18 protein-coding genes and 1 pseudogene are annotated in these 19,341 nt (G+C 68.9%); 5 read left to right on the top strand and 14 right to left on the bottom strand.

All coding sequences use genetic code 11. From position 1 onward, the window contains the following. The gene (locus NLI01S_RS13695; protein WP_067604349.1) at positions 1-2,334 is read left to right on the top strand and encodes a transglutaminase family protein; all 2,334 of its coding nucleotides are present in this window, start codon (positions 1-3) and stop codon (positions 2,332-2,334) included. A gap of 177 nt (positions 2,335-2,511) precedes the next feature. On the opposite strand, the gene NLI01S_RS13690 is transcribed toward NLI01S_RS13695, so the two are convergent. From NLI01S_RS13690 to NLI01S_RS13630, 14 genes and pseudogenes are all read right to left on the bottom strand, one after another. Beyond that, positions 2,512-2,931, bottom strand: a complete 420-nt coding sequence (locus NLI01S_RS13690) for a DUF3040 domain-containing protein (protein WP_067604347.1) — start codon at positions 2,929-2,931, stop codon at positions 2,512-2,514. 244 nt (positions 2,932-3,175) lie between these two features. Then, positions 3,176-4,462 (bottom strand): DNA polymerase IV, encoded by a 1,287-nt coding sequence (gene dinB, locus NLI01S_RS13685; protein WP_067604346.1) that lies wholly within the window; start codon positions 4,460-4,462, stop codon positions 3,176-3,178. A 119-nt stretch (positions 4,463-4,581) separates the two neighbouring features. Then, positions 4,582-5,379: a methyltransferase domain-containing protein gene (locus NLI01S_RS13680; protein WP_223809234.1), complete on the bottom strand. Its 798-nt coding sequence runs from the start codon at positions 5,377-5,379 to the stop codon at positions 4,582-4,584. Positions 5,380-5,447: 68 nt separating this feature from the next. Next, positions 5,448-5,861, bottom strand: coding sequence for a transcription antitermination factor NusB (gene nusB / locus NLI01S_RS13675; RefSeq protein ID WP_067604344.1), 414 nt, complete (start codon positions 5,859-5,861; stop codon positions 5,448-5,450). Next, positions 5,861-6,424 (bottom strand): elongation factor P, encoded by a 564-nt coding sequence (gene efp, locus NLI01S_RS13670; RefSeq protein WP_067604341.1) that lies wholly within the window; start codon positions 6,422-6,424, stop codon positions 5,861-5,863. The genes nusB and efp overlap by 1 nt, the downstream gene beginning before the upstream one ends. A 138-nt stretch (positions 6,425-6,562) precedes the next feature. After that, positions 6,563-7,663 carry a 3-dehydroquinate synthase gene (gene aroB / locus NLI01S_RS13665; protein WP_067604339.1) on the bottom strand — a complete coding sequence of 367 codons (1,101 nt, stop codon included), beginning with the start codon at positions 7,661-7,663 and terminating at the stop codon, positions 6,563-6,565. Beyond that, the gene (locus tag NLI01S_RS13660) at positions 7,660-8,328 is read right to left on the bottom strand and encodes a DUF4276 family protein (RefSeq protein WP_084392575.1); all 669 of its coding nucleotides are present in this window, start codon (positions 8,326-8,328) and stop codon (positions 7,660-7,662) included. Before NLI01S_RS13660 ends, aroB begins: the two co-directional genes overlap by 4 nt. Before the next feature lie 4 nt (positions 8,329-8,332). After that, a complete protein-coding gene (locus NLI01S_RS13655) occupies positions 8,333-9,280 on the bottom strand; it encodes an AAA family ATPase (RefSeq protein ID WP_223809236.1) in 948 nt (315 codons plus the stop codon). Positions 9,281-9,343: 63 nt separating this feature from the next. After that, positions 9,344-9,544: pseudogene (locus tag NLI01S_RS26745) on the bottom strand (AAA family ATPase); the annotation flags it as partial. Further along, entirely contained in the window at positions 9,537-10,052 is a 516-nt protein-coding gene (locus tag NLI01S_RS13650; RefSeq protein ID WP_190318463.1) for a shikimate kinase, read from the bottom strand. The gene NLI01S_RS13650 and the pseudogene NLI01S_RS26745, both read right to left, overlap by 8 nt. Positions 10,053-10,211: 159 nt before the next feature. Next, positions 10,212-11,393, bottom strand: a complete 1,182-nt coding sequence (gene aroC / locus NLI01S_RS13645; RefSeq protein ID WP_067604410.1) for a chorismate synthase — start codon at positions 11,391-11,393, stop codon at positions 10,212-10,214. Between the two features lie 298 nt (positions 11,394-11,691). After that, a complete protein-coding gene (locus tag NLI01S_RS13640; RefSeq protein WP_067604333.1) occupies positions 11,692-12,621 on the bottom strand; it encodes a prepilin peptidase in 930 nt (309 codons plus the stop codon). A 91-nt stretch (positions 12,622-12,712) separates the two neighbouring features. Then, the gene (locus NLI01S_RS13635; protein ID WP_067604331.1) at positions 12,713-13,420 is read right to left on the bottom strand and encodes an SseB family protein; all 708 of its coding nucleotides are present in this window, start codon (positions 13,418-13,420) and stop codon (positions 12,713-12,715) included. A 225-nt stretch (positions 13,421-13,645) separates the two neighbouring features. Continuing rightward, positions 13,646-14,122 (bottom strand): MarR family winged helix-turn-helix transcriptional regulator, encoded by a 477-nt coding sequence (locus tag NLI01S_RS13630; protein WP_067604329.1) that lies wholly within the window; start codon positions 14,120-14,122, stop codon positions 13,646-13,648. Positions 14,123-14,282: 160 nt separating this feature from the next. Between NLI01S_RS13630 and NLI01S_RS13625 the strand changes: the two genes are divergently transcribed. The 4 genes from NLI01S_RS13625 to NLI01S_RS13610 all read left to right on the top strand — a co-directional run bounded on the left by NLI01S_RS13625 (position 14,283) and on the right by NLI01S_RS13610 (position 19,328). Continuing rightward, positions 14,283-14,825, top strand: coding sequence for a YceI family protein (locus NLI01S_RS13625; protein ID WP_067604327.1), 543 nt, complete (start codon positions 14,283-14,285; stop codon positions 14,823-14,825). A 243-nt stretch (positions 14,826-15,068) separates the two neighbouring features. Then, positions 15,069-15,377, top strand: coding sequence for a DUF2470 domain-containing protein (locus tag NLI01S_RS13620; RefSeq protein WP_067604325.1), 309 nt, complete (start codon positions 15,069-15,071; stop codon positions 15,375-15,377). Positions 15,378-15,597: 220 nt separating this feature from the next. Next, positions 15,598-18,303, top strand: a complete 2,706-nt coding sequence (locus tag NLI01S_RS13615) for a protein kinase domain-containing protein (protein ID WP_067604408.1) — start codon at positions 15,598-15,600, stop codon at positions 18,301-18,303. Between the two features lie 98 nt (positions 18,304-18,401). Continuing rightward, entirely contained in the window at positions 18,402-19,328 is a 927-nt protein-coding gene (locus tag NLI01S_RS13610) for an aldose 1-epimerase family protein (protein ID WP_067604323.1), read from the top strand. Positions 19,329-19,341: the final 13 nt, after the last annotated feature.

Below are 19,341 nucleotides of genomic sequence, written 5' to 3'. Positions count from 1 at the left end.
ATGCCCCTGGCCGCCCTGGTCACGATGCTGGCCTCACTCTCCCTGCTGAGCGGCCTGGTCCGCGGCGACACGTGGTGGGTGCCGGCCGCCGTGCTCATGACGGTGGTCGCCCTCGTCTCCGCGGCCTACCGGTCGCTGGTGGGCGGGGCCTTCGCCGTGCCCTTCCTCCAGCTGTTCGCGGTGCTGCTGCTGTACGCGCCGCTGTTCTCTCCCGAGACCACCGTTCTGGGTTTCCTGCCCACACTGGACACGCTCGACCACACCGGGGCCCTGTTCGTAGAGGGTCTGCACACCGTCAACACCAACACCCCCGCGGTGTCGCCCACGCCGGGGCTCATCGTGATCATCGCCATGGTGTTCATGGTGTTCACGATGACCGCGGACTTCCTCGCCGTGACCGCCCGCTGCCCCGGCATGGTCGGTGGTCTACTGCTCTCGCTGCTGGCGGTACCGCTGTTCGTGGACGATGCCGGGGTGTCCTGGGGCCCGGCCGCGATCACCGCGATCGGCTTCCTCGCCCTGTTGGCGGTGGACATGTGGGTCCGTTCCCACGAGTGGGGGACGCGTGTCTCCACCAGGCGTGGGCCCGGTACGCCCCCCGACGGCGTGCTCGGTCGCGTGGGCCTGGCCGCCGTCTCGGTGGTGGCTGTCGTCCTCGCCCTGCTGTTGCCGCAGGCCCTGCCCTCACTGCGCACCGACGCCCTCTACACGCTGGCCGAGGGCGGGATCGTGGCCAACGACTCGGTGACCACCACCCACCCGATGGTGTCCCTGCGCCGGGACCTGGGGGCCGACTCCGATCGCACCGTGCTGACCTACCGGACCGACGACGAGGAACCCGAGTACCTGCGCACCTTCGCCCTCGACGAGTTCGACGGTGAGAACTGGACCATGACGCCGGTGCACGCGGGTCGGGACAGCGGGGTCGACGGCACGCTGCCCACTCCCCCGGGCCTCGCGTTCGCGCCCGACGAGGACGAGCTCGTCACCACACGGATCTCCCTGGACTCCGACACCCCGCCGATGGACTTCCTTCCGCTGCCCTACCCGGCCCGCTCGGTGGAGATCGCCGGGGACTGGTACGTGGACGAGAGCAGCCTGATGGTGTTCACCACCGAGACCCCGCCCAGCGGCTACAACTTCGTGGTGACCTCCGCGGAGAACCGGCCCGGGGCCCGCGAGTTGGACACCGCCGGGCCGCCGCGTTCCCTGACCGACGACCGGCTTCACCTGCCGCAGGACCTGGACGAGCGGGTGCAAGAGCTCACCGGCACCCTCGTCGAGGGCGCCGACTCCGACTACGAGAGCGCCCTGGCCCTGCAGGAGTTCTTCATCGGCGGGGACTTCACCTACGACCTGAGTCCGCCACCGGTGCCCGAGGGCACCGACCCGCTCACCCACTTCCTCTTCGAGGACCGGATCGGCTACTGCGAGCAATACGCCGGCGCGATGGCGGTCATGGCCAGACAGGCCGGCATCCCCGCCCGCGTCGCGGTGGGCTACACCGCGGGAAAGCCCAGCGGTGAGGACCGATGGACGGTGACGGCGAGCGACGCCCACGCCTGGCCCGAGCTGTACTTCGAGGGGTCGGGCTGGGTGCGATTCGAGCCCACCCCGGCCGACCCCGACGGTGGGCAGGGCACCGCCTCCCGGCCGGACTACAGCTCCGGGGTGGACGAACTGCCGGACGACGTCGCTCCCGAACCGAACACCGAGGACGAGCCCGAGGCCGACGAGTCACCCGAGGAGGGGCCCTCCACCGCCCCGGAGTCGAGTGAGGCCCCGGACGAGGAGTCGGGTGCGGCCACCGACGGGTGGGACGAGACCAGCGCGGTGAGCGGTGGCCAGGGTCCGCCCGGGTGGCCGGCCGCGTTCCTGGTCGGCCTGTTGGTGTTGTCGGCGGCGGCACTGCCCGCGCTGATCCGCGCGCTCGTGCGCCGGGCACGCCGGTCCGCGGTGACCGCCGGTGGGCCGGCGGCCGCGCACACCGCCTGGCGGGAGGTGCGCGACACCTGTCTGGACCTGGGGATGGACTGGGACCTGACCGAGAGTCCGCGAAGTACCGCCGCGCGACTGGCCGCCGTGGGTGAGAAGGGGCTCGGACAGGAGACCGAAGGCGCCCTGTGGCGGCTGGCCCTGGCCGAGGAGGCTGCTCGATACGCCCCCGACCCGCGACCCGTCCAGGGGCTCCAGGGTGATCTGGGCACCGTCGTGGCCGCGCTGGCCGGATCGGTCACGAGCGGTCGGCGGTGGCGTGCGGTGCTGTTGCCGCGATCCCTGGCTCCCTGGCGTCGGCCCCGGATCGAGGCGGATCCGGTCCCCGGACTGCTCTGATCGGTCCGTCCTGAGGCCCGCACGGCTTTCAGGCCCATACGAAGGGTCCACACGTAGGTGGGGCCCGTGGATGACCGATGGCGGTCATCCACGGGCCCCACCTACGTGAAACCTCTTGTGTTCGGGGAACACCCGGCTCCGGGGCGGAACGGATCCCGCCGATCGGTCACCGGTCGTCTACTGGTCGTCGCCCTCTTGGCGGCGTCGCCAACGCTCCTCGAACCGGTTCATCATCCCGGGCCGTTTATCGCCTTTGCGACGCTTGGGCTCGGGTTCCTCGGCCGCCATCTCGGCACCACCACCGGACGCCTTGCGCCATGCGTTGGCCCCCATGAGGAAGGAGGCCAGCATCAAGACGAACCCGAGGACGCTGATGGCCACCGGCAACACCATGGAGGTGTCGGGGTTGCTCAGCAGCAGTCCCAGAAGCAGCAGCACGATACCGGCGACGAAACCGGCCCCGGCCCTGATGATCCAGCGCTTGTAATGCACCGAGGGGTTCGTCTGCCGAACGGTGTTGGCGAACTTCGGGTCCTCGGCATACAGCGCCCGCTCGATCTGGTCGAGCATGCGCTGCTCGTGTTCAGAGAGCGGCACGGCGCCTCCCTACGGCAGTCCCCGGTTGGGGTGACGGGTACTGATGAACTGTCTCTTGCTCGGTGATATGCCCAGAATACGGGGCGCTAGCGCCTGATGGAAAGAAAAGCTGCGTGTGTACCTGGCCCACCACAGCCACGATACCCTCGCCCTCTTGAGGAAACACCGGCTTCCATGCCTCTCTTCTTACCCTGCACTCCGGTTCTACTCTTGCAACGCTCAGAGGGCCCCGGAAGTTGCCGTATCATACGTCGTTTTCGTCACGTTTGGCCAACACTGCCGACTGTATCGCGCCCGGCCCGAAACGTGCCGTCACACGGTCCATAACCCGTTCAACGTCACGCCAACCGGTGTCCTCCTCTCCCAGTGCCAACTGTCGGTGGTTCCGTCCCTCGGCGATCACGCCCTCCACCCGCACACCCACCAACCTCAGCGGGACGCCTTTGAGCCCCGAGGCGGCGTGGAGCTCACGCGCCACCGTGCTGATCTCCCGGGCCACGTCGGTGGCCTCCGAAAGGGTGCGCGATCGGGTGACGGTGGAAAAGTCGGCCCGACGGAGTTTCAGGCTCACCGTGCGCCCCATCTGACCGGTGGCGCGCAGCCGGCGCGCCACCTTCTCGGACAGACGCAGCAGTTCGCGATCGATCGTCTCGGGGTCGTCGACGTCCTCCGCGAAGGTCTCCTCCGCGCCGAGGCTCTTGTCCGGTGTATCCGGCACCACGGGGCTGGGATCTCGGCCACGCGCCAGTTCGACCAGACGGGTGCCGGCCTTGTCGCCCAGCTCCATCCGCAGCAGTTCGGGATCGGTGCGGGCCAGGGCGCCGACGGTGCGCAGCCCCAGCCGGCCCAGCACACGTTCGGTCTTGTCTCCCACACCGGGCAGCGCACCCACCGGCAACGGGTCCAGGAAACCCTGCACGGTGTCGGTGGGCACCACCAACATCCCGTCGGGCTTGCAGTGGGTGGAACCGAGCTTGGCGACGAAACGGGTGGCCGCCACCCCCACCGAACAGGTCAGGCGCTGCTCGCGGCGGACCCGTTCCCGGATCATCGCCGCGATGCGGGCGGGGCCGCCCAGCCGTCGACGGGCACCGGACACGTCCAGAAATGCCTCGTCCAAGGACAGTGGCTGCACCAGCGGCGTAACCGACCGCAGGATGTCCATGACGGCTTCGGAGGCCTGCCGGTACGCCTTACCGTCGGGTGGGAAGACCAGGGCCTGCGGGCACAGGCGCATCGCCTGGGCCATGGGCATGGCCGAGTGCACGCCGTGGCGGCGGGCGATGTAGTCGGCGGAGGAGACGACGCTGCGTGGCCCGGTACCGCCCACGATCACCGGTCGGCCGCGTGCTCGGGGGTGGCGCAGCTGTTCGACGCTGGCGAAGAACGCGTCCATGTCCAGGTGCAGGATGTCGCAGTCCGAGTCGGGACCGGAGCCGTCCAAGGGGAAACCCGAGTCGAGGGGCACGATGGCGTCAGGGGTCACCACTCCCCGCAACGCGGCCCCACGTTCCAGTTGACGTCGGCTCATGTGTCCAGGTTATGCGCTGTCCCGGACCGACCCGCCCGGGCCCCGGAACTCCGTCGCCCCGCCGGACCGGACGTGACCCGGTCGAGCGGGGCGACGGTGCCGTACATGCGAGGGATCGCTCAGGCCCGGTGCGCGATGACATGCAGCTGGGTGGCGATACCGAGCAGCTCCGGGTGGTCCGCGGCGGCCTTCTCCAGCTCCACCAGGTGCTGGCCGACCTGTGCGTCCCCTTCCCAGGCGTGCCCGGGAAGGACGTCCGCGAACACCCGTACCCCACGGATGGTCTCACCGGTCAGACCGGCCCGGGCGATGAGCTCCAACAGCTGCTGTCGGGTGAAACGTCGCGGCATCGGGTCGGCCTCGCCCCACCGACCGTCGGCGTCCGACAGCAGGTGCTGGGCCTCGCTGATCCGCCCGGCCAGGGCTCGGTGCAGGGCCCCGGCGACCGCGTTGGTCACCAGCAGGCTCACCGCGCCGCCGGGTCGGGTGATCCCCACGACGTCGGCCAGCGCGGCGGCCGGTTCATCGACGTATTCCAGCACGTTGTGCACCAGCACCAGGTCTGCGCTGCCCTCGGGGAACAGGGACGCCAGGTCCCGGGTCTCCCCTTGGACCCCACGCACCGTCACACCGCTCTCCGCCGCGCGGCGTTCCAGGGCGGCGAGCGAGTCCGGGCTGGGTTCGACGACGGTCACCCGGTGACCCAACTCGGCGAGCGGGACGGCGGCTCCCCCGGTGCCCCCGCCCGCGTCGACGATCTCCAGGGGACCGTCCTCGGACAGGCGGCTCAGCAGCCGGGACAGCGCGTCCCACACCACCGCGGTCCGTGCGGCGTTGGCCGCGCGCGCCGGGCCGGTCAAACCGCTCACTCCGAAACCACCGGTGGCGGTCGCGGGCGTGCCGCTGCTGTCAGTCACCTGTTCCCTCATTCAGCTCGTGGCCCCTCACCCGAAGCGCCGGCGGGCGTCGTCGCCGGTAAGGCGCCTCAGAGCGAGAGCGTGGACTTGTTCTCCATCAGCCTAGACAGAAGACCGCTGATGAAGTTGGGCGAATCGTCGGTGGACAGCTCCTTGGCCACGCCGACCGCCTCGGCGATCGCCACGCCGTCGGGGATGTCGTCCGCCCACAGCAGCTCGAAAGCGCCCATCCGCAGGATGTTGCGATCGACCACCGGCATGCGTTCCAAGGTCCACCCGATGGCGTACTCGTTGAGGAGCCCGTCGATACGCTCACGTCGTTCGTCGACGGAGCGGGCGAGCCGCTCGGTGAACTCGTTGATCGGCGGTTCGGGCTGGGCCAGGCGACGCTTGATGACGTCTTCGACCGTCGTGCCGCGCACCTCGGCCTCATAGAGGACCTCTACCGCGCGCCTACGTGCCTTGCGCCGTGCACCGCTCATCAGTTGACACGCCCGAGGTAGTCACCGGTGCGGGTGTCGACCTTGACCCGCTCGCCCGTGGTGACGAACAGGGGCACCTGGATGGTGGCGCCGGTCTGCACGGTGGCGGGCTTGGTGCCGCCGGTGGAGCGGTCGCCCTGGACGCCCGGGTCGGTCTGGGTGATCTCCAGCTCGACGGCGGCGGGCATCTCGATGTACAGCGGGTTGCCATCGTGGGTGGCGACCGTGACCTTGGTGTTCTCCAGCAGGAAGCCCTTGGCGTCGCCGACGACGGCCTCGGGGACCGAGAGCTGGTCGAAGGTCTGGTTGTCCATGAAGATGAAGGAATCACCGTCGTGGTACAGGTACTCCATGTCACTGCGGTCGACGTTGGCGAACTCGACCTTGGTGCCGGCGTTGAAGGTCTTGTCGACGGTCTTGCCGGTGAGGACGTTCTTCAGCTTGGTACGGACGAACGCGCCGCCCTTGCCCGGCTTGACGTGCTGGAACTCGATGACATTCCAGAGGACGCCGCCGTCGAGTCGAAGGGTGGAGCCGTTCTTGATGTCGTTCGTCGTGGCCACTTCGGTCGTCTCTCCAAGAGGTTTGACACGTCGGAGACCGGACATGGCGGTCCGGTCGATGATCGGTGTGACGAGGCGTGGGGTCCGTTACCGTGCTACTTCACGGCCCACGGACGCTCCCCGCCTTCCTTCCGCAGTCTAGTGGCAACGCGGCGCGCCGGTGTCGCCCGAGATCAAGCGGTAGGCCTCGTCGAGCAGTTCGGGGGCGGGGCCGGCGAGGATCGCCGGGGTGGCCAGGTCGTCCAGGACCACGAACCGCAGGGTGTTGCCACGGGCCTTCTTGTCCACGCTCATGGTGGCGCGCAGTGCCTCCCAGGACTCGGCCGTGTAGGAGGTGGGCAGGCCGACCGAGGCCAGGACGTCGCGGTGGCGGCGGACCAGCGCCTGGTCGACGCGCCCGTCCAACCGGGCCAGTTCCGCGGCGAAGACCATGCCGATCGCGACGGCGTAACCGTGCCGGAAGGTGTAGTTCTCGGCACGCTCGATGGCGTGCCCGAGGGTGTGGCCGTAGTTGAGGACCTCCCGGCGCCCACTCTCCTTGAGGTCGCCGGAGACCACGTCGCCCTTGAAGCGGATGGCGCGCTCGATGAGCTCCCGGGTGTGCTCGCCACCGGGGGTGGTGGCGCCCTCGGGGTCGTCCTCGATCAGCTCGCAGATGACGGGGTCGTCGATGAACCCGGCCTTGATGATCTCCGCCAGGCCACCGATGTAGTCGGCCTTGGGCAGGCTCTCCAAGGTGGTGAGGTCGCACAGGACCCCCACCGGTGGGTGGAAGGCGCCGACGAGGTTCTTGCCCTGGGGGGTGTTGATACCGGTCTTGCCACCCACGGCGGCGTCGACCATGCCCAGCAGCGTGGTGGGCACCAGCACCGAACGCACTCCGCGAAGCCAGCTCGCGGCGACGAACCCGGCCAGGTCGGTGGCGGCGCCACCGCCCACGCCGACCACGGCGTCGCTGCGGGTGAAGTTGAACGAGCCCAGCCTGGACCACAGGTCGGTGGCGACGGCGGCGGTCTTGGCGGCCTCTCCGTCCGGCACGGGCATCGGGCGGACGGTGTATCCACCGGCCTCCAGCGCGGCGACCACGTCTTGGGCGATGTCGGTGAGGCCCGCCGGGTGGATGACGGCGACCTGCGCGGCGCCCTCCACCAGTCCGGGCAGCTCGCTTCGGAGGTTCTCTCCGACCAACACGTCGTAGCGTCCGGCGGGGTCGCCCACACCGATGCGGGTCACGCTCATGTCTGCTCCTTCAACAGGTTGTGCACACCTTCGAGGAACACTCGAAAGCTGGTTGATCTGTTGCGTACAGGATCCATGTGCGGACCGATGCGGTCGGCCCAGTCAGGCTTACTCGCATTACGGATGCCAGCGGCCTTTAGCGTGTTCTCGAAGACTTCAGAGGTCTTCTTATCCCGCTGATCGGCGTTACCTCGGTAAGCGGCAGGGACCCTTGCGTTCAACTTGGGGAAGGCACTCTTTGCAGCGTCCCAATCACCGAAGTACCAGTTCTCCAGTTCACGCACGACGATGCGATTGACTACGAAATGGGCACCCGATCGGGCACTGCTCCGTGTCACCATCCCCGCTTTCTGAGCCATTCGGTCAAGTGAGGTCTTGAGCTTGACACAGTCATCTCTGTCCTGGTCGACCAGGACCAGCACCCGAACGTCGTACCCCTTCCTACGCAAATCGGCGTAGCCGGACAACAAAGTGGGCAGCTTCTGCATCAGCGCCGGTTTTCCCCGAAACGGATGAACTTTGATGTCGACCCCGAGGTCGCATGCGATCCAGGAACGCAGGTTCTTACGCAGCAATCTTGCTGCGGACTCCTCCTCAACCAGGACCTCTAACTGAACGCCGCTGCCGACCTTTTTCTTGGTCTTGGGGTGCTGTTTTCTTCCCAAGAGTTCAAACCCCGTCCGCGAGGAATCCGACCCGAGGCTCTGGCAGGTTGAAGTACTGCGCCTCCCACAACCACCCCAATTGTGCCCCTTGTTCCATCATCGACTCGACGACCGGCAACTCCGAAGGACGGATGACCTTCGTGTACCCGTCTTCACCTCGATAGAGGGCAAGAACCTCGCTGGGCTTACAAGCGTCCACGAACTCGGTCGAATGAGTCGTCACGAGGACCTGAGAGTTCTGTGTGGCGCTCCGACAGCGCTCAGCCAGACCAGGCAAGAGACTCGGGTAGAGGAAGTTCTCCGGCTCCTCGATGCCGATAAAAGGCGCCGGGTCCGGATCCGCGAGCACCACCAGGTAAGAGAGCATCTTCAGTGTCCCATCCGAGACGTAGCGCGCCAGTACAGGTTCACTGAACTGCTCGTCACGCACTAGGAGCACCAGGCGCCCATCGGGCGAGGTTCGATACTCGACTTCTCCCAAGGTCGGGATCGCGGCCTTGAGTTCGTCAACGATCTGGGTCAACCGCGCCGGATACCTTTCTTTAAGGTATTGGAGCACGTTGGTCAGATTGTCACCCGACTTACTCAACCGTTCCTGAGGGCCGGCCATAGGGACACTGCGCTCGTCTTCGATGTTCAGGTATGACATGTACCATCCTGAAACAAAATCCTTGAGCGCCATGACACGAGGATGATTACGCAGTTGCCCCAATGCACTGACCGCCAAAACATCCGGCCCAGAGAGCTCCTGATCTTCTCGACCTTCTGCCTCCTCGTCCGCAACCTTTCCCACACCTCGACTGAAATCGATGACGTGCTTGGGTCTTCCCGGACCTGGGCTACTGTTCCAGCGCAACAATTCGCGTTCGATGACCGGGCGGCCGTTTTCCTCACCAAGGGAAAGATGGTAGGTGAGTTTTCTACGGCTGCTCTTCGAAGCCAGAGTCACCATGCTCTCGTATGTGATCTCGACCGTAACTGGCCCTTCTGAGCCACGAGACCTTAGTTCCGGAACACCTCCTCGTATGTCGCACGCCCTACGAATCCCATCAGTGAAGCAATCACTGAGAAAGGCGAAGACATCGAAAAAGGTTGATTTACCACTCCCGTTAGGCCCAACGAGGACAGTGAAAGAGTTGAGGTTATCGATGTCCAGCCGGCGAAGCGTACGGTAGTTTTCCACTTTGAGCCGGGTAATTCGAGGAGGCTTAGCCATGGGCTTGTCCCAGGGAAGCGATAATGGTGTCCACGATCTCCTCGGGGTGGAAGTCCGTGGTCGGCACCGTCACCGAGGCCAGGCCCTCGTAGACGGGCAGGCGCTCGTTGAGGAGCTTGCGCAGCCGGGTACGGGGGTTACCGGACAGCAGGGGGCGGGCCACGTCCATGCCCACGCGCTTGGCGGCCTCACCGAAGTCGACCTGAAGGTAGACCACGTGGTGTTCGGCCAGGTCCTTGCGGGTCTCCTGATCCAGGACGGCGCCGCCACCGACCGCGATGACGCCCTCCCAGGCCCGCAGTCCCTCCGCGACGACCTCTCGTTCCAAGGCGCGGAAGTGCTCCTCGCCGTCCTCGACGAAGATGTCGCCGATGGGCTTGCCCGCGCGCTTCTCGATCTCGGTGTCGGTGCACAACAGGTCGGCGTCCAGGCGGCGGGCCAACGCCTCGCCGACGGTGGACTTGCCCGAACCGGGCGAACCGATGAGGACCGCGATCGCTCTTGCCACGCTCTGCCTACCTATCGGGGGTCACGTCCTCCCACGAACGCGGGAGGGGAAGTCGCTGCCGTTCGTCCTCTTGTCTAGCAGAAAGCCCTCGCGGGCGAGTACGAACGGTGTCGAGGGCCGGCCCGCCCTCCGGGTGGGAGGGTGGGCCGGGTCGTTCCTCTAGCGGATCGTCAACGAGTCCAGGTAGCTCTGGAGGTTGCGGGCGGTCTCGGGGACCGAGTCGCCGCCGAACTTCTCGATGGCGGCCTCCGCGATGACCAGGGCCACCATCGCCTCGGCGACCACGCCGGAGGCCGGGACCGCGGTGACGTCGCTGCGCTGGTGGTTGGCCTTGGTGGGCTCGCGGGTCTCGACGTCGATGGTGTCCAACGCGTTGGGCACGGTGGCGATGGGCTTCATCGCGGCGCGCACCCGCAGCGGGTCACCGGTGGACATGCCGCCCTCGACGCCGCCGGCGCGGTTGGTGCGACGGCGCACACCGTCGGGGCCGGGCTCGATCTCGTCGTGGGCCTCGGAACCGCGGCGGGCCGCGGTGCGGAAACCGTCACCGACCTCCACGCCCTTGATCGCCTGGATGCCCATGAGGGCACCGGCCAGACGGGAGTCCAGACGACGGTCCCAGTGCACGTGACTGCCCAGGCCGGGCGGCAGTCCGTAGGCCAGCACCTCGACGACTCCGCCCAGGGTGTCCCCGGACTTCTTGGTGTCGTCGACCTCCTCGACCATGCGGGCGCTGGTGGCGGCGTCGAAGCAGCGCAACGGGTCCTCGTCGATCGCGGCGAGGTCCTCCGGGCCCGGTTCGGGCGTGCCCTCGGGTACGGCCACCGGTCCCATGGAGACCACGTGGCTGAGGATCTCGACGCCGAGCGCCTGGCGACAGAATTGTCGAGCGACCTCACCGACGGCCACGCGCGCCGCGGTCTCGCGGGCGCTGGCCCGTTCGAGGATGGGTCGGGACTCGGTGTGCCCGTACTTCTGCATGCCCACGAGGTCGGCGTGGCCGGGACGGGGCCGGGTCAGCGGGGCGTTACGCGCCAGGCTCTCCAGTTCCTCGGCGGGAACCGGGTCCGGCGACATCACCTTCTCCCATTTGGGCCACTCGGTGTTCCCGACCTCGATGGCGACCGGTCCCCCCTGGGTACGGCCGTGTCGGATGCCTCCGATGACGGAGACCTGGTCTTTTTCGAACTTCATCCGGGCGCCTCGACCGTACCCGGCGCGGCGTCGGAGCAGCGCGGCGGCGATGTCGTCAGAGGTGACGGACACGCCGGCCGGGAGGCCCTCCAAAATCGCGACGAGTGCCGGTCCGTGGGACTCCCCCGCGGTCAGCCAACGCAACATGTGCACGATCCTCCCACGGATCATGACCCGAGGTGGCACCCGGGATACGGGTTAGGTTCCTGTTCGGTGCGCCACAAGGGGTTGCTCGGGGGCGGAGAGCCCGGGTTCGTTTCAACACCGCGCAAGAGGAGTCGAGGAACGAGCTTGATTCGTGCCTGTGCGCGTCAGCGCTCCGTTGGGGCGGTGGTGGGTGACGGGCGGGCGCAGACGACGATGTCGTGTTGCTTGAGACCCGAAGCATCTGCAAAGGCCCCGAACACGGGTCGAAGCGCCGGCGGAGGCCCCGAAACAACACAGCTCAGGGGATGAGTGGTCGACCTGCGACGACGGTGGCGAGGGTGGCGGCGATCATGAACGGCCCGAGCGGCAGGGGATCGGAGCGCCCGGCTCTGCGTAGCAGCAACAGGACCAGGCCGACCACCGCGAAGGCGGCGAAGGCCCAGAACGCGCCGACCAGCGCGCCGACCGGTCCCCCCGCCCAGCCGGCGTACAGACCGGTCAGTCCGGACAGTTTGACGTCGCCGAAGCCGAGCCCGCGCGGGTGGACCCGCCACAGGCTCCAGTACAGGACCGTGACGAGCGCCATTCCGACCAGGGCCTGGGCACCGCGGTGCAGGTCCGGGCCGCTGGGCGGCAGCAGCACCGAGGCGGCCAGCAGCAACCCGGCCATGGGGTAGGCGGGGGCGACGACGGCGTCCGGCAGGCGCATCACCCGCAGGTCGATGGCGGACAACAGGGCGCCCAGGGCGGCGAACCACAGGACCGCCGCGAGACCGAACAGGGACCAGCCCTGTAGGTGGTGGGGGAAGACCGCGCCGATCAGGGCGAACAGTACGGCGGTGGTGATGGCGGCCGGTGCGTGCGGGCCCACGCCCCGTTCGCACCAGGGGCAGCGTCCGAGGCGTCGGAATTCGCGGGCGGCCACGGCCGGTAGACCACGTACGAACGACAGTTCGGTGTGGCAGTGCGGACATCGTGGTGGCGGAGGACCGGTGTCCTGCTCGTCCAGCGCGCCTTCTTCGGCGACGGCCCCCGGTATGGCACCGTCCTGACCCGGGGGTCCCACGGACGCGGGACGGACCGGTTCGGGGTGGGGGTGGGCCGGACCGAACAGGTGCACCAATCGACCGGTGGCGCGTCCGACGAGCAGACCGACCAGGCCCAGTGTGAGGGCGGCGGGGATCGACCAGAGCGTCAGGGTGGGGCTCAGCACCAAGGGGGTGGACATGATCGGAAACTACCCGTCCCGGCGCCGGGATCACAGTGCCTCGGCGAGCCTGTGGACGACCCTGGAGGGGACGCGCCCGGTCCGTCCCCGCTCACTCCCGGTCGCGTCGGGCGCGCACCACGGCGCTGAGTTCGATCCCGCCCGGCAGCACGTGCTCGAGTTCGGTGGACAGTCGTTCCGCGACCCGGCGCAGCGACTCGTCGTCGCGTTCGTCCAGTTCGAGGCGGATGCCGATGTCGCCGCGTTCGGAGGAGTGGATGCGTACGCGCTCGATGCCGAACTCCGCGTGCGTCACCCGGTAGATCAGGGCCAGCACCTGGGGGTCGTCCTTGGGCTCTGGGACGGCGCCCTGTTCGGCGAGCATGGTGAGGAAGCGGCCCTGGATGGTGTGTGGCACCGGGCCGGACACGTCCAGGACCAGCGCGTCGGCGTTCTCCTCCAGGGTGGCCTGGCAGGCGTCCTGGGCGGTGAACGGAACGGGCCGGGCGTCGGGACGCCAGCGCCGAACCGCGTCCACGGAGGTGAAGGCGAGCACTCCCCGGCGACCGTCCTTGCCGGTCATGATGGGGATGGCGACTTCGCTGTTCTTGTCCTTGGTGAGGCCGTCCACCCCCTCTTCGGTCTCGGTGGCCACGGCCACGACCGGGATGAGCACTCGGGAGTCGCTGAGCGCGGCCAGGACTTGACGGTCGCCGATCTTGCCTGCGGCGTGGTCGCGCAGCCGGGCCTCGACTACCGGATCGGCGCTACCGTCGTCGTCGCGGAAGTTCTGGGCGCCGGTGATGGATGGTCTGCTCACGGGCCCCGACTCTACCTGGGATGCGCGTCCGTCATGGGAACGCTTGTCGGACAGAACGATGTGACCTCTCCCCTCCTCCGGCCGCGGACGGCCACCGTACGGGGCCGTCCCCTCACTCGTGCGCCGGCCCCGGTCCAGCTTCACAGGAGTGGGCGGTGCGGGCCAGTGGTTCGCCGAAGTAGGCCCGAAGTGGCCGTGGGTGCGATCAGGTGCCCGCCGGATCCGCTATCGACCCGGGCTTCCGTCGGGAGGACCTTCTGGAGTCCCCCCGAGGGCCCGGACGATCTCACGGAGGCCGTCGAGCTGTTCGGGGGTGAGCCGATCGAAGACCAGGGAGCGCACTCGGGTCGCGTGCCCGGGCGCGGCCACGCGCAGGGCTTCGGCGCCCGCTTCGGTGAGCACCGCCCAAAAGCCCCGCCGGTCGTCGGTGCAGGCCTCGCGGCGAACGTGCCCGTCGCGTTCCAGGCGCGCGATCTGGTGGGACAGCCGGCTCTTGGACACGATGACGGTGTCGGCGAGGTCGCGCATGCGCATGCGCCGGTCCGGCATCTCCGACAGGTGGGCGAGGATCCCGTACTCGGTGAGCGTGAGCCCGTCACGGTCGCGCAGGTCACGTTCGAGCTCTTCGTAGATCGAGGAGTTCATCCGCAGGAACCCGCGCCAGACCCGCTGTTCTTCGGCGTCGAGCCAGGCCTTGTCCATATTCGCCGATTCTAACGGGAGGGGCTTGCCAACCCACGAACGATCCCCTAAGCTACTTCCCAGGAAGATACTTCTAAGGCACCTTGCTCCGAGCAAAGCACTTGATCGCAGGAACCTCGACCCCCGAACCGGGTCGTCCACAGACACAGGGAGAAACACCATGGCCACTCAGGAACTCAAGCCCGGCACCTGGAAGATCGACAGCGCCCACAGCATCGTCGGGTTCTCGGTCCGCCACATGATGGTCAGCAAGGTCCGCGGTCGCTTCGAGAAGTTCGACGCCACCCTGACGGTGCCGGAGGACGCCACCAAGGCGTCCGTCGAGGCCACCATCGACGCGGGCTCGATCAACACCGACAACACCGACCGTGACACCCACATCCGTTCCGCCGACTTCTTCGGTGTCGACGAGAACCCGGACTTCAAGTTCCGCTCCACCGGCATCGAGGCCAAGGGCGAGGACTTCGTCCTCAAGGGTGAGCTCACGATCAAGAGCAACACCCACCCGATCGAGCTGGACCTGGAGTTCAACGGCTCCACCCTCGACCCCTATGGCCTGGACCGCGCGGGCTTCTCCGCCACCACCACCATCAGCCGCAAGAAGTTCGGCGTGGACATCGAGATGCCGATGGACGGTGGCGGCGTGGTCGTCGGCGACAAGATCACGATCGAGATCGACGCCGAGTTCACTCGCCAGGCCTGATCGTCTTCGACGGGGGACGTCCCGGCCCGGAATCCGACGGCCGCCACCGGCCGGGTCCCCCGAGGCTCCTTCGACCTCGGGGAACGATGTCCGGGCGTGGCCGCGCGGGGGAGCGGCCACCGCCCCAGGTTTGACGACACCACGTCATAACCCTGAGAGGCCTCGGATATCGTCGACGGAGGAGGGCCGGCCCGGCCCTCCTCCGTCCTTTTCGTGCGTACACCATCGACAGGAGCCCCGACCGTGCCGTCCAACCCCTTCTCCCCCGAGGTCGTCGACGCCGTCACCCGCCACATGAACGACGACCACCCCGAGGACACCCTCGTCATCTGCCGTGGTCTGGGTGGAGAACCCGACGCCACCGCGGCCCGCATGGTGGGCTTGGACGCCGAGGGCGGCGACTACGTGATCATCGTGGACGGGACCGAACGCACGATGCGCGTGCCCTGGGGCGAGAAGCTCACCGAACGCGCTCAGATCCGTTGGGAGGTCGTGCGCATGTACCGGGAGTCCTGCCTGAGGCTCGGCCTCTCCCCGCGCCGCGAGCACTGACCCGCGGCACCTTCCGAAGGTGATTTCCCGGACCGGATCGGGAACCGGAACGGCCCCGGCGGAGTCCAACCGAAAAACGGGGGAAGGGGCGTGCACGCCCCGCCGGCAAGGGGTGGGGGCGCCCCTCCGCTCGGGCACGCGTACGACCTAGCCTGGAAGGGACGTTCCCTCCCCCGGACGCCCGTACAGCCACGCCGCTCGAAGGATGGATCCGGCCTCGATGGTCACGCCCGACCCCGGTGACGACAACGCACCGACCCGACGGATCGACCCCGTCACACCCACCACCCGCGTCAACCCGACGGGGGCCACGCGCTGGGTCACACGTGTGTTCCGGCCGGGAGCCACCCGCCCCCCGGAGCCGCGACCCGACGAGTCCCCCACCCGCGTGGTACCGCCGGCCGGCGCCGACGCCACCCGGGTCGTTCCGCCCGAGTCCGCGGGCCACTCCCCCGCCGCGCCTCCCACCGGGGTCGACGCCACCCGGGTCCGACGACCCTCGTCCGGCGGCTCCCGGCCCGGTTCCGATGGTTCCGGCCGTACCCCCTGGTGGCGTGTGCTCTTCGGCCCCCTGTTGGACTGGATCGCCCGCCTTGCCTCGCGCGTGGTCATCGGTCCCGCCGGTGACCTCGACTACGCCGTACCCGCCGAGCTGCGCCGCCGCTACCAGGTCCTGGACCGACTCGGCGCCGGTGGTGAGGCCGTCGTCTACCTGGCCGAACCCACCGACTCCCCGGGACGCCGACTCGCCCTGAAGGTGTACCGGCCCGGCCACGACATCAACCGCGAGCTCCTTGACCGGCTGCGAGCACGCGGTACCGCCTCCCCCCACACACCCGCCATCCAGGGGTACGGCACCGCCGCCAGCTCCTGGGGCGAGGACCTGGCCTGGGAGGCCCAGGAGTACTTCGCCCACGGAACCCTGCGCGAGATCATCGACGAAGCACCCTTGGACGACGCACGCGCCGAGGCCGTCGTGCGCTCCGTCGCCGACTGTCTGCACCACTGGCAGGCCGAGCTCCAGCACAACCACACCGACGTCAAGCCGGAGAACCTCCTGGTACGCGACCTGGACCCACCGGTGGTCGCGCTCACCGACTTCGGCGGCGCCGTGCGTGCCACCATGAGTCGTGTCTACGGCGGACAGGCCATCACCGAGGACTACGCCGCCCCCGAGGTCATCGAAGGCCGGCGTGAGGCACCCGCCGCCTGGTGGTCGCTGGGTGTGATGGTGCACGAGCTGGTCACCGGCCGCCGACCCGAGCGCGGCGGCAACTGGCTGACCGCCCGCAACACCGAGGTCGACATCTCGGCGATCACCGACGAACGCTGGCGGCTGCTGGCCCGAGGTCTGCTCGCGCCCACGCCGGCCGCCCGTTGGGGACACGACGAGGTCGCCGCGTGGCTGGCCGGCGAGCGGCCCCGGATCCGCACCGCACGCAGGCTGCGCCCGATCTCGTTCGCCGGGGCCACCCACGAGGACCCGCCCAGCCTGGCCTTCGACCTGCTGGACCGTTCCGACACCGGCGCGCTGTGGCTACGCAGCCACTGGTCGGAGCTGCGTACCTGGCTGGATCGCGAGGTCAACGACTACACCTTCGACCGTTCCTACCTCACCGGCCTGGACGAGCGCCCCGACCTGGCGCACGTGGCCATCAGCGCCCTGGCCGCCCGCTACGTGCCCGGCATGCCGCCCAGGTTCCGAGGCCACGAGATCAGCGCCGACGGACTACTGACCCTGGCCACCGGAGACGCCAGCCGACACTCGGTGGTGCGCGAGGCCGTGGAGTCGGGCGTGGTGGGACTCGGTTCCCAGCACTGGTGCCCGCACCCCACCTGTCGCTCGGGCGGCTCGGGCCGTTGCGCGCTACTGGAGCGCGTCCAGCACGAGGTTCCACTGCTGATGCACCGCGTCCACGAGACCGTCGACGGTCTGGTCGGTTCGGACTCCGATTCGCCACGCCGACCCGCCGCGCACGAGCTCGACACCACCTGGGCGCGCGCCGTCGAGCTGGTCCTGGTCCCCGAGACGGCCTCCGGACACCGGTCGTTGCTTCGCCGCCGGTCCTGGCACCCCCGGCAACGCAGCTCCGCACCGAACGCGCCCTGGTGGTCGGACCTGCGCCGCTCCGCGCTGCGTGACGGCGGCGACCCGCTGACCTCACGTTCGGCGATGCTCACCGCCCTTCTCCTGTTGCCCGAGGCGGACCGGATCGGCGCGATCATCGCCGAGCGCGAGCGCGCCGACGGCCGTGCCCGCCGTCAGGACCGGTGGGCCTCCCTGGCGGGCTCGGCGCGCGAGAAGTGGAACAACACCAAGGAGAAGGCGGCATCGGTCAACCAACGTCGGGCCGAGGCCGCCACCCGCCCCGACAACCCGGCCGTTCCGCACGACCCCACCCGCCCACAGGACGCCGTCACCCCCAAGGAACAGCGCAGGCTGGCGCGTCGACAGGAACGCGACTCCCGTCGGGTCGAGCGGACCATGGGGCAGATCCAGCGGGCCATGCGGGCCGGACGCTGTCGCAGGTTCGCCTACCCGGCCGCCCTGCTCGGACTCGTCGACGGGCTGGGGCGGGCACTGCGCCCCGAGGAGGGCTTCTTCCCCGACAGCCCCATGGTGGTGGACGCCTACACCGGACTGTTGGACTTCGGCACCAACCCGCTGAGCGACGGGGCCGCCGCCCTGACCGGGTCGTTGCCGGGTGGAATGGGCGCCTCCTGGTGGTTCCCGGTCCTGCTGGCCGTGGCCCTGCTGTACCTGGGGCGCACCTCAGCGAGGGAGAAGGTGAAGGCGCGTCGTCGACTGGCCGCGTTCCGACTGGCCGTGGGAGGTTCGGTCCTGATGGTGATCGTCCTGATGTCCACCGGCCTGCTCGCCCTCGGGTCGGGTCTTCTCATCCCGCTGGACACCATCCTCGGATGACCGCGTATCGACCGACCCGCGTTTCCGCCGGTCCGTACCGGTCACGCTAAGATCGCCGGGTTCGGCGCGGGCCGGACCACGATGAGGAAGGCGGACAGGTGGGCGAGGCGTTCGAACTGCGCTCGGGTGACTACCGAGCGCGAGTGGACCGGATCGGTGCGGGCTTGCAGGCCCTCACCTGGCGCGGCCACGACCTGGTGTGGCCCTATACCCGGGTGGAGGGGCCCCAGGCGTTCCAGGGCCAGTTGTTGGCTCCCTGGCCCAACCGCGTCGCCGGGGGGCGTTACACCTTCCAGGGAACCGAATACCGCCTGGCGATCGACAACCCCGAGACCGGTTCGGCCATCCATGGCCTGGTGCACGACCAGGACTGGAGCCCGGTCGACGCGCGCGAGGACGAGGTGACCCTGCGGCTGGCCTTCGAGGGCACGCCCGGCTACCCCTTCCCGCTGGAGCTGACCACCCGATACCGGCTCTCCTCCGAGGGACTGACCGTGAGCGTGAAAGCCGTCAACACAGGGGAGCGCGACGCTCCCTACGGTGTAGGGTTCCACCCCTACCTCACCCTGGGCAGGCCCCTGGACGAGTTGTCCGCGCGCGGCGTGCTCACCGTGTCCGCCGACGCCGGAAGTAGCCTGCCCACCGACGAGGACCTCATCCCCACGGGTGCACCCGTACCGGTGGCGGGTGGCGGGTTCGACCTGCTCCCACCCGGCCGCGATCTGGGCGACACGGTGCTGGACACGGCCTTCACCGACCTACGGCGGGACGAGCGCGGACGTGCCTGGGTACGGCTCGGCGGCCCCGAGCACCGGGTGGCGCTGTGGGCGGGCGCCGGATACGACTGGCTGCAACTGTTCAGCGCCGACACCCTGGGCGGGGACGCGCACCGTGCCCACCTGGCGGCCGAGCCCATGACCTGTCCGCCCGACGCCTTCAACAGCGGAACCGACCTGTTGGTGCTGTCCCCGGGTCAGAGCGTGGAACACGACTTCGGTGTCCTCGCCGAACCGCGGGCGGGCTGAGTCCCACGGGGCC

This window comes from Nocardiopsis listeri NBRC 13360 (assembly GCF_001570765.1).
In the GTDB taxonomy this organism is placed as follows: Bacteria; Actinomycetota; Actinomycetes; order Streptosporangiales; family Streptosporangiaceae; genus Nocardiopsis; species Nocardiopsis listeri.
Note: the sequence above shows the minus strand (reverse complement) of the source record. Positions and strands in the feature narration are given on the sequence as shown.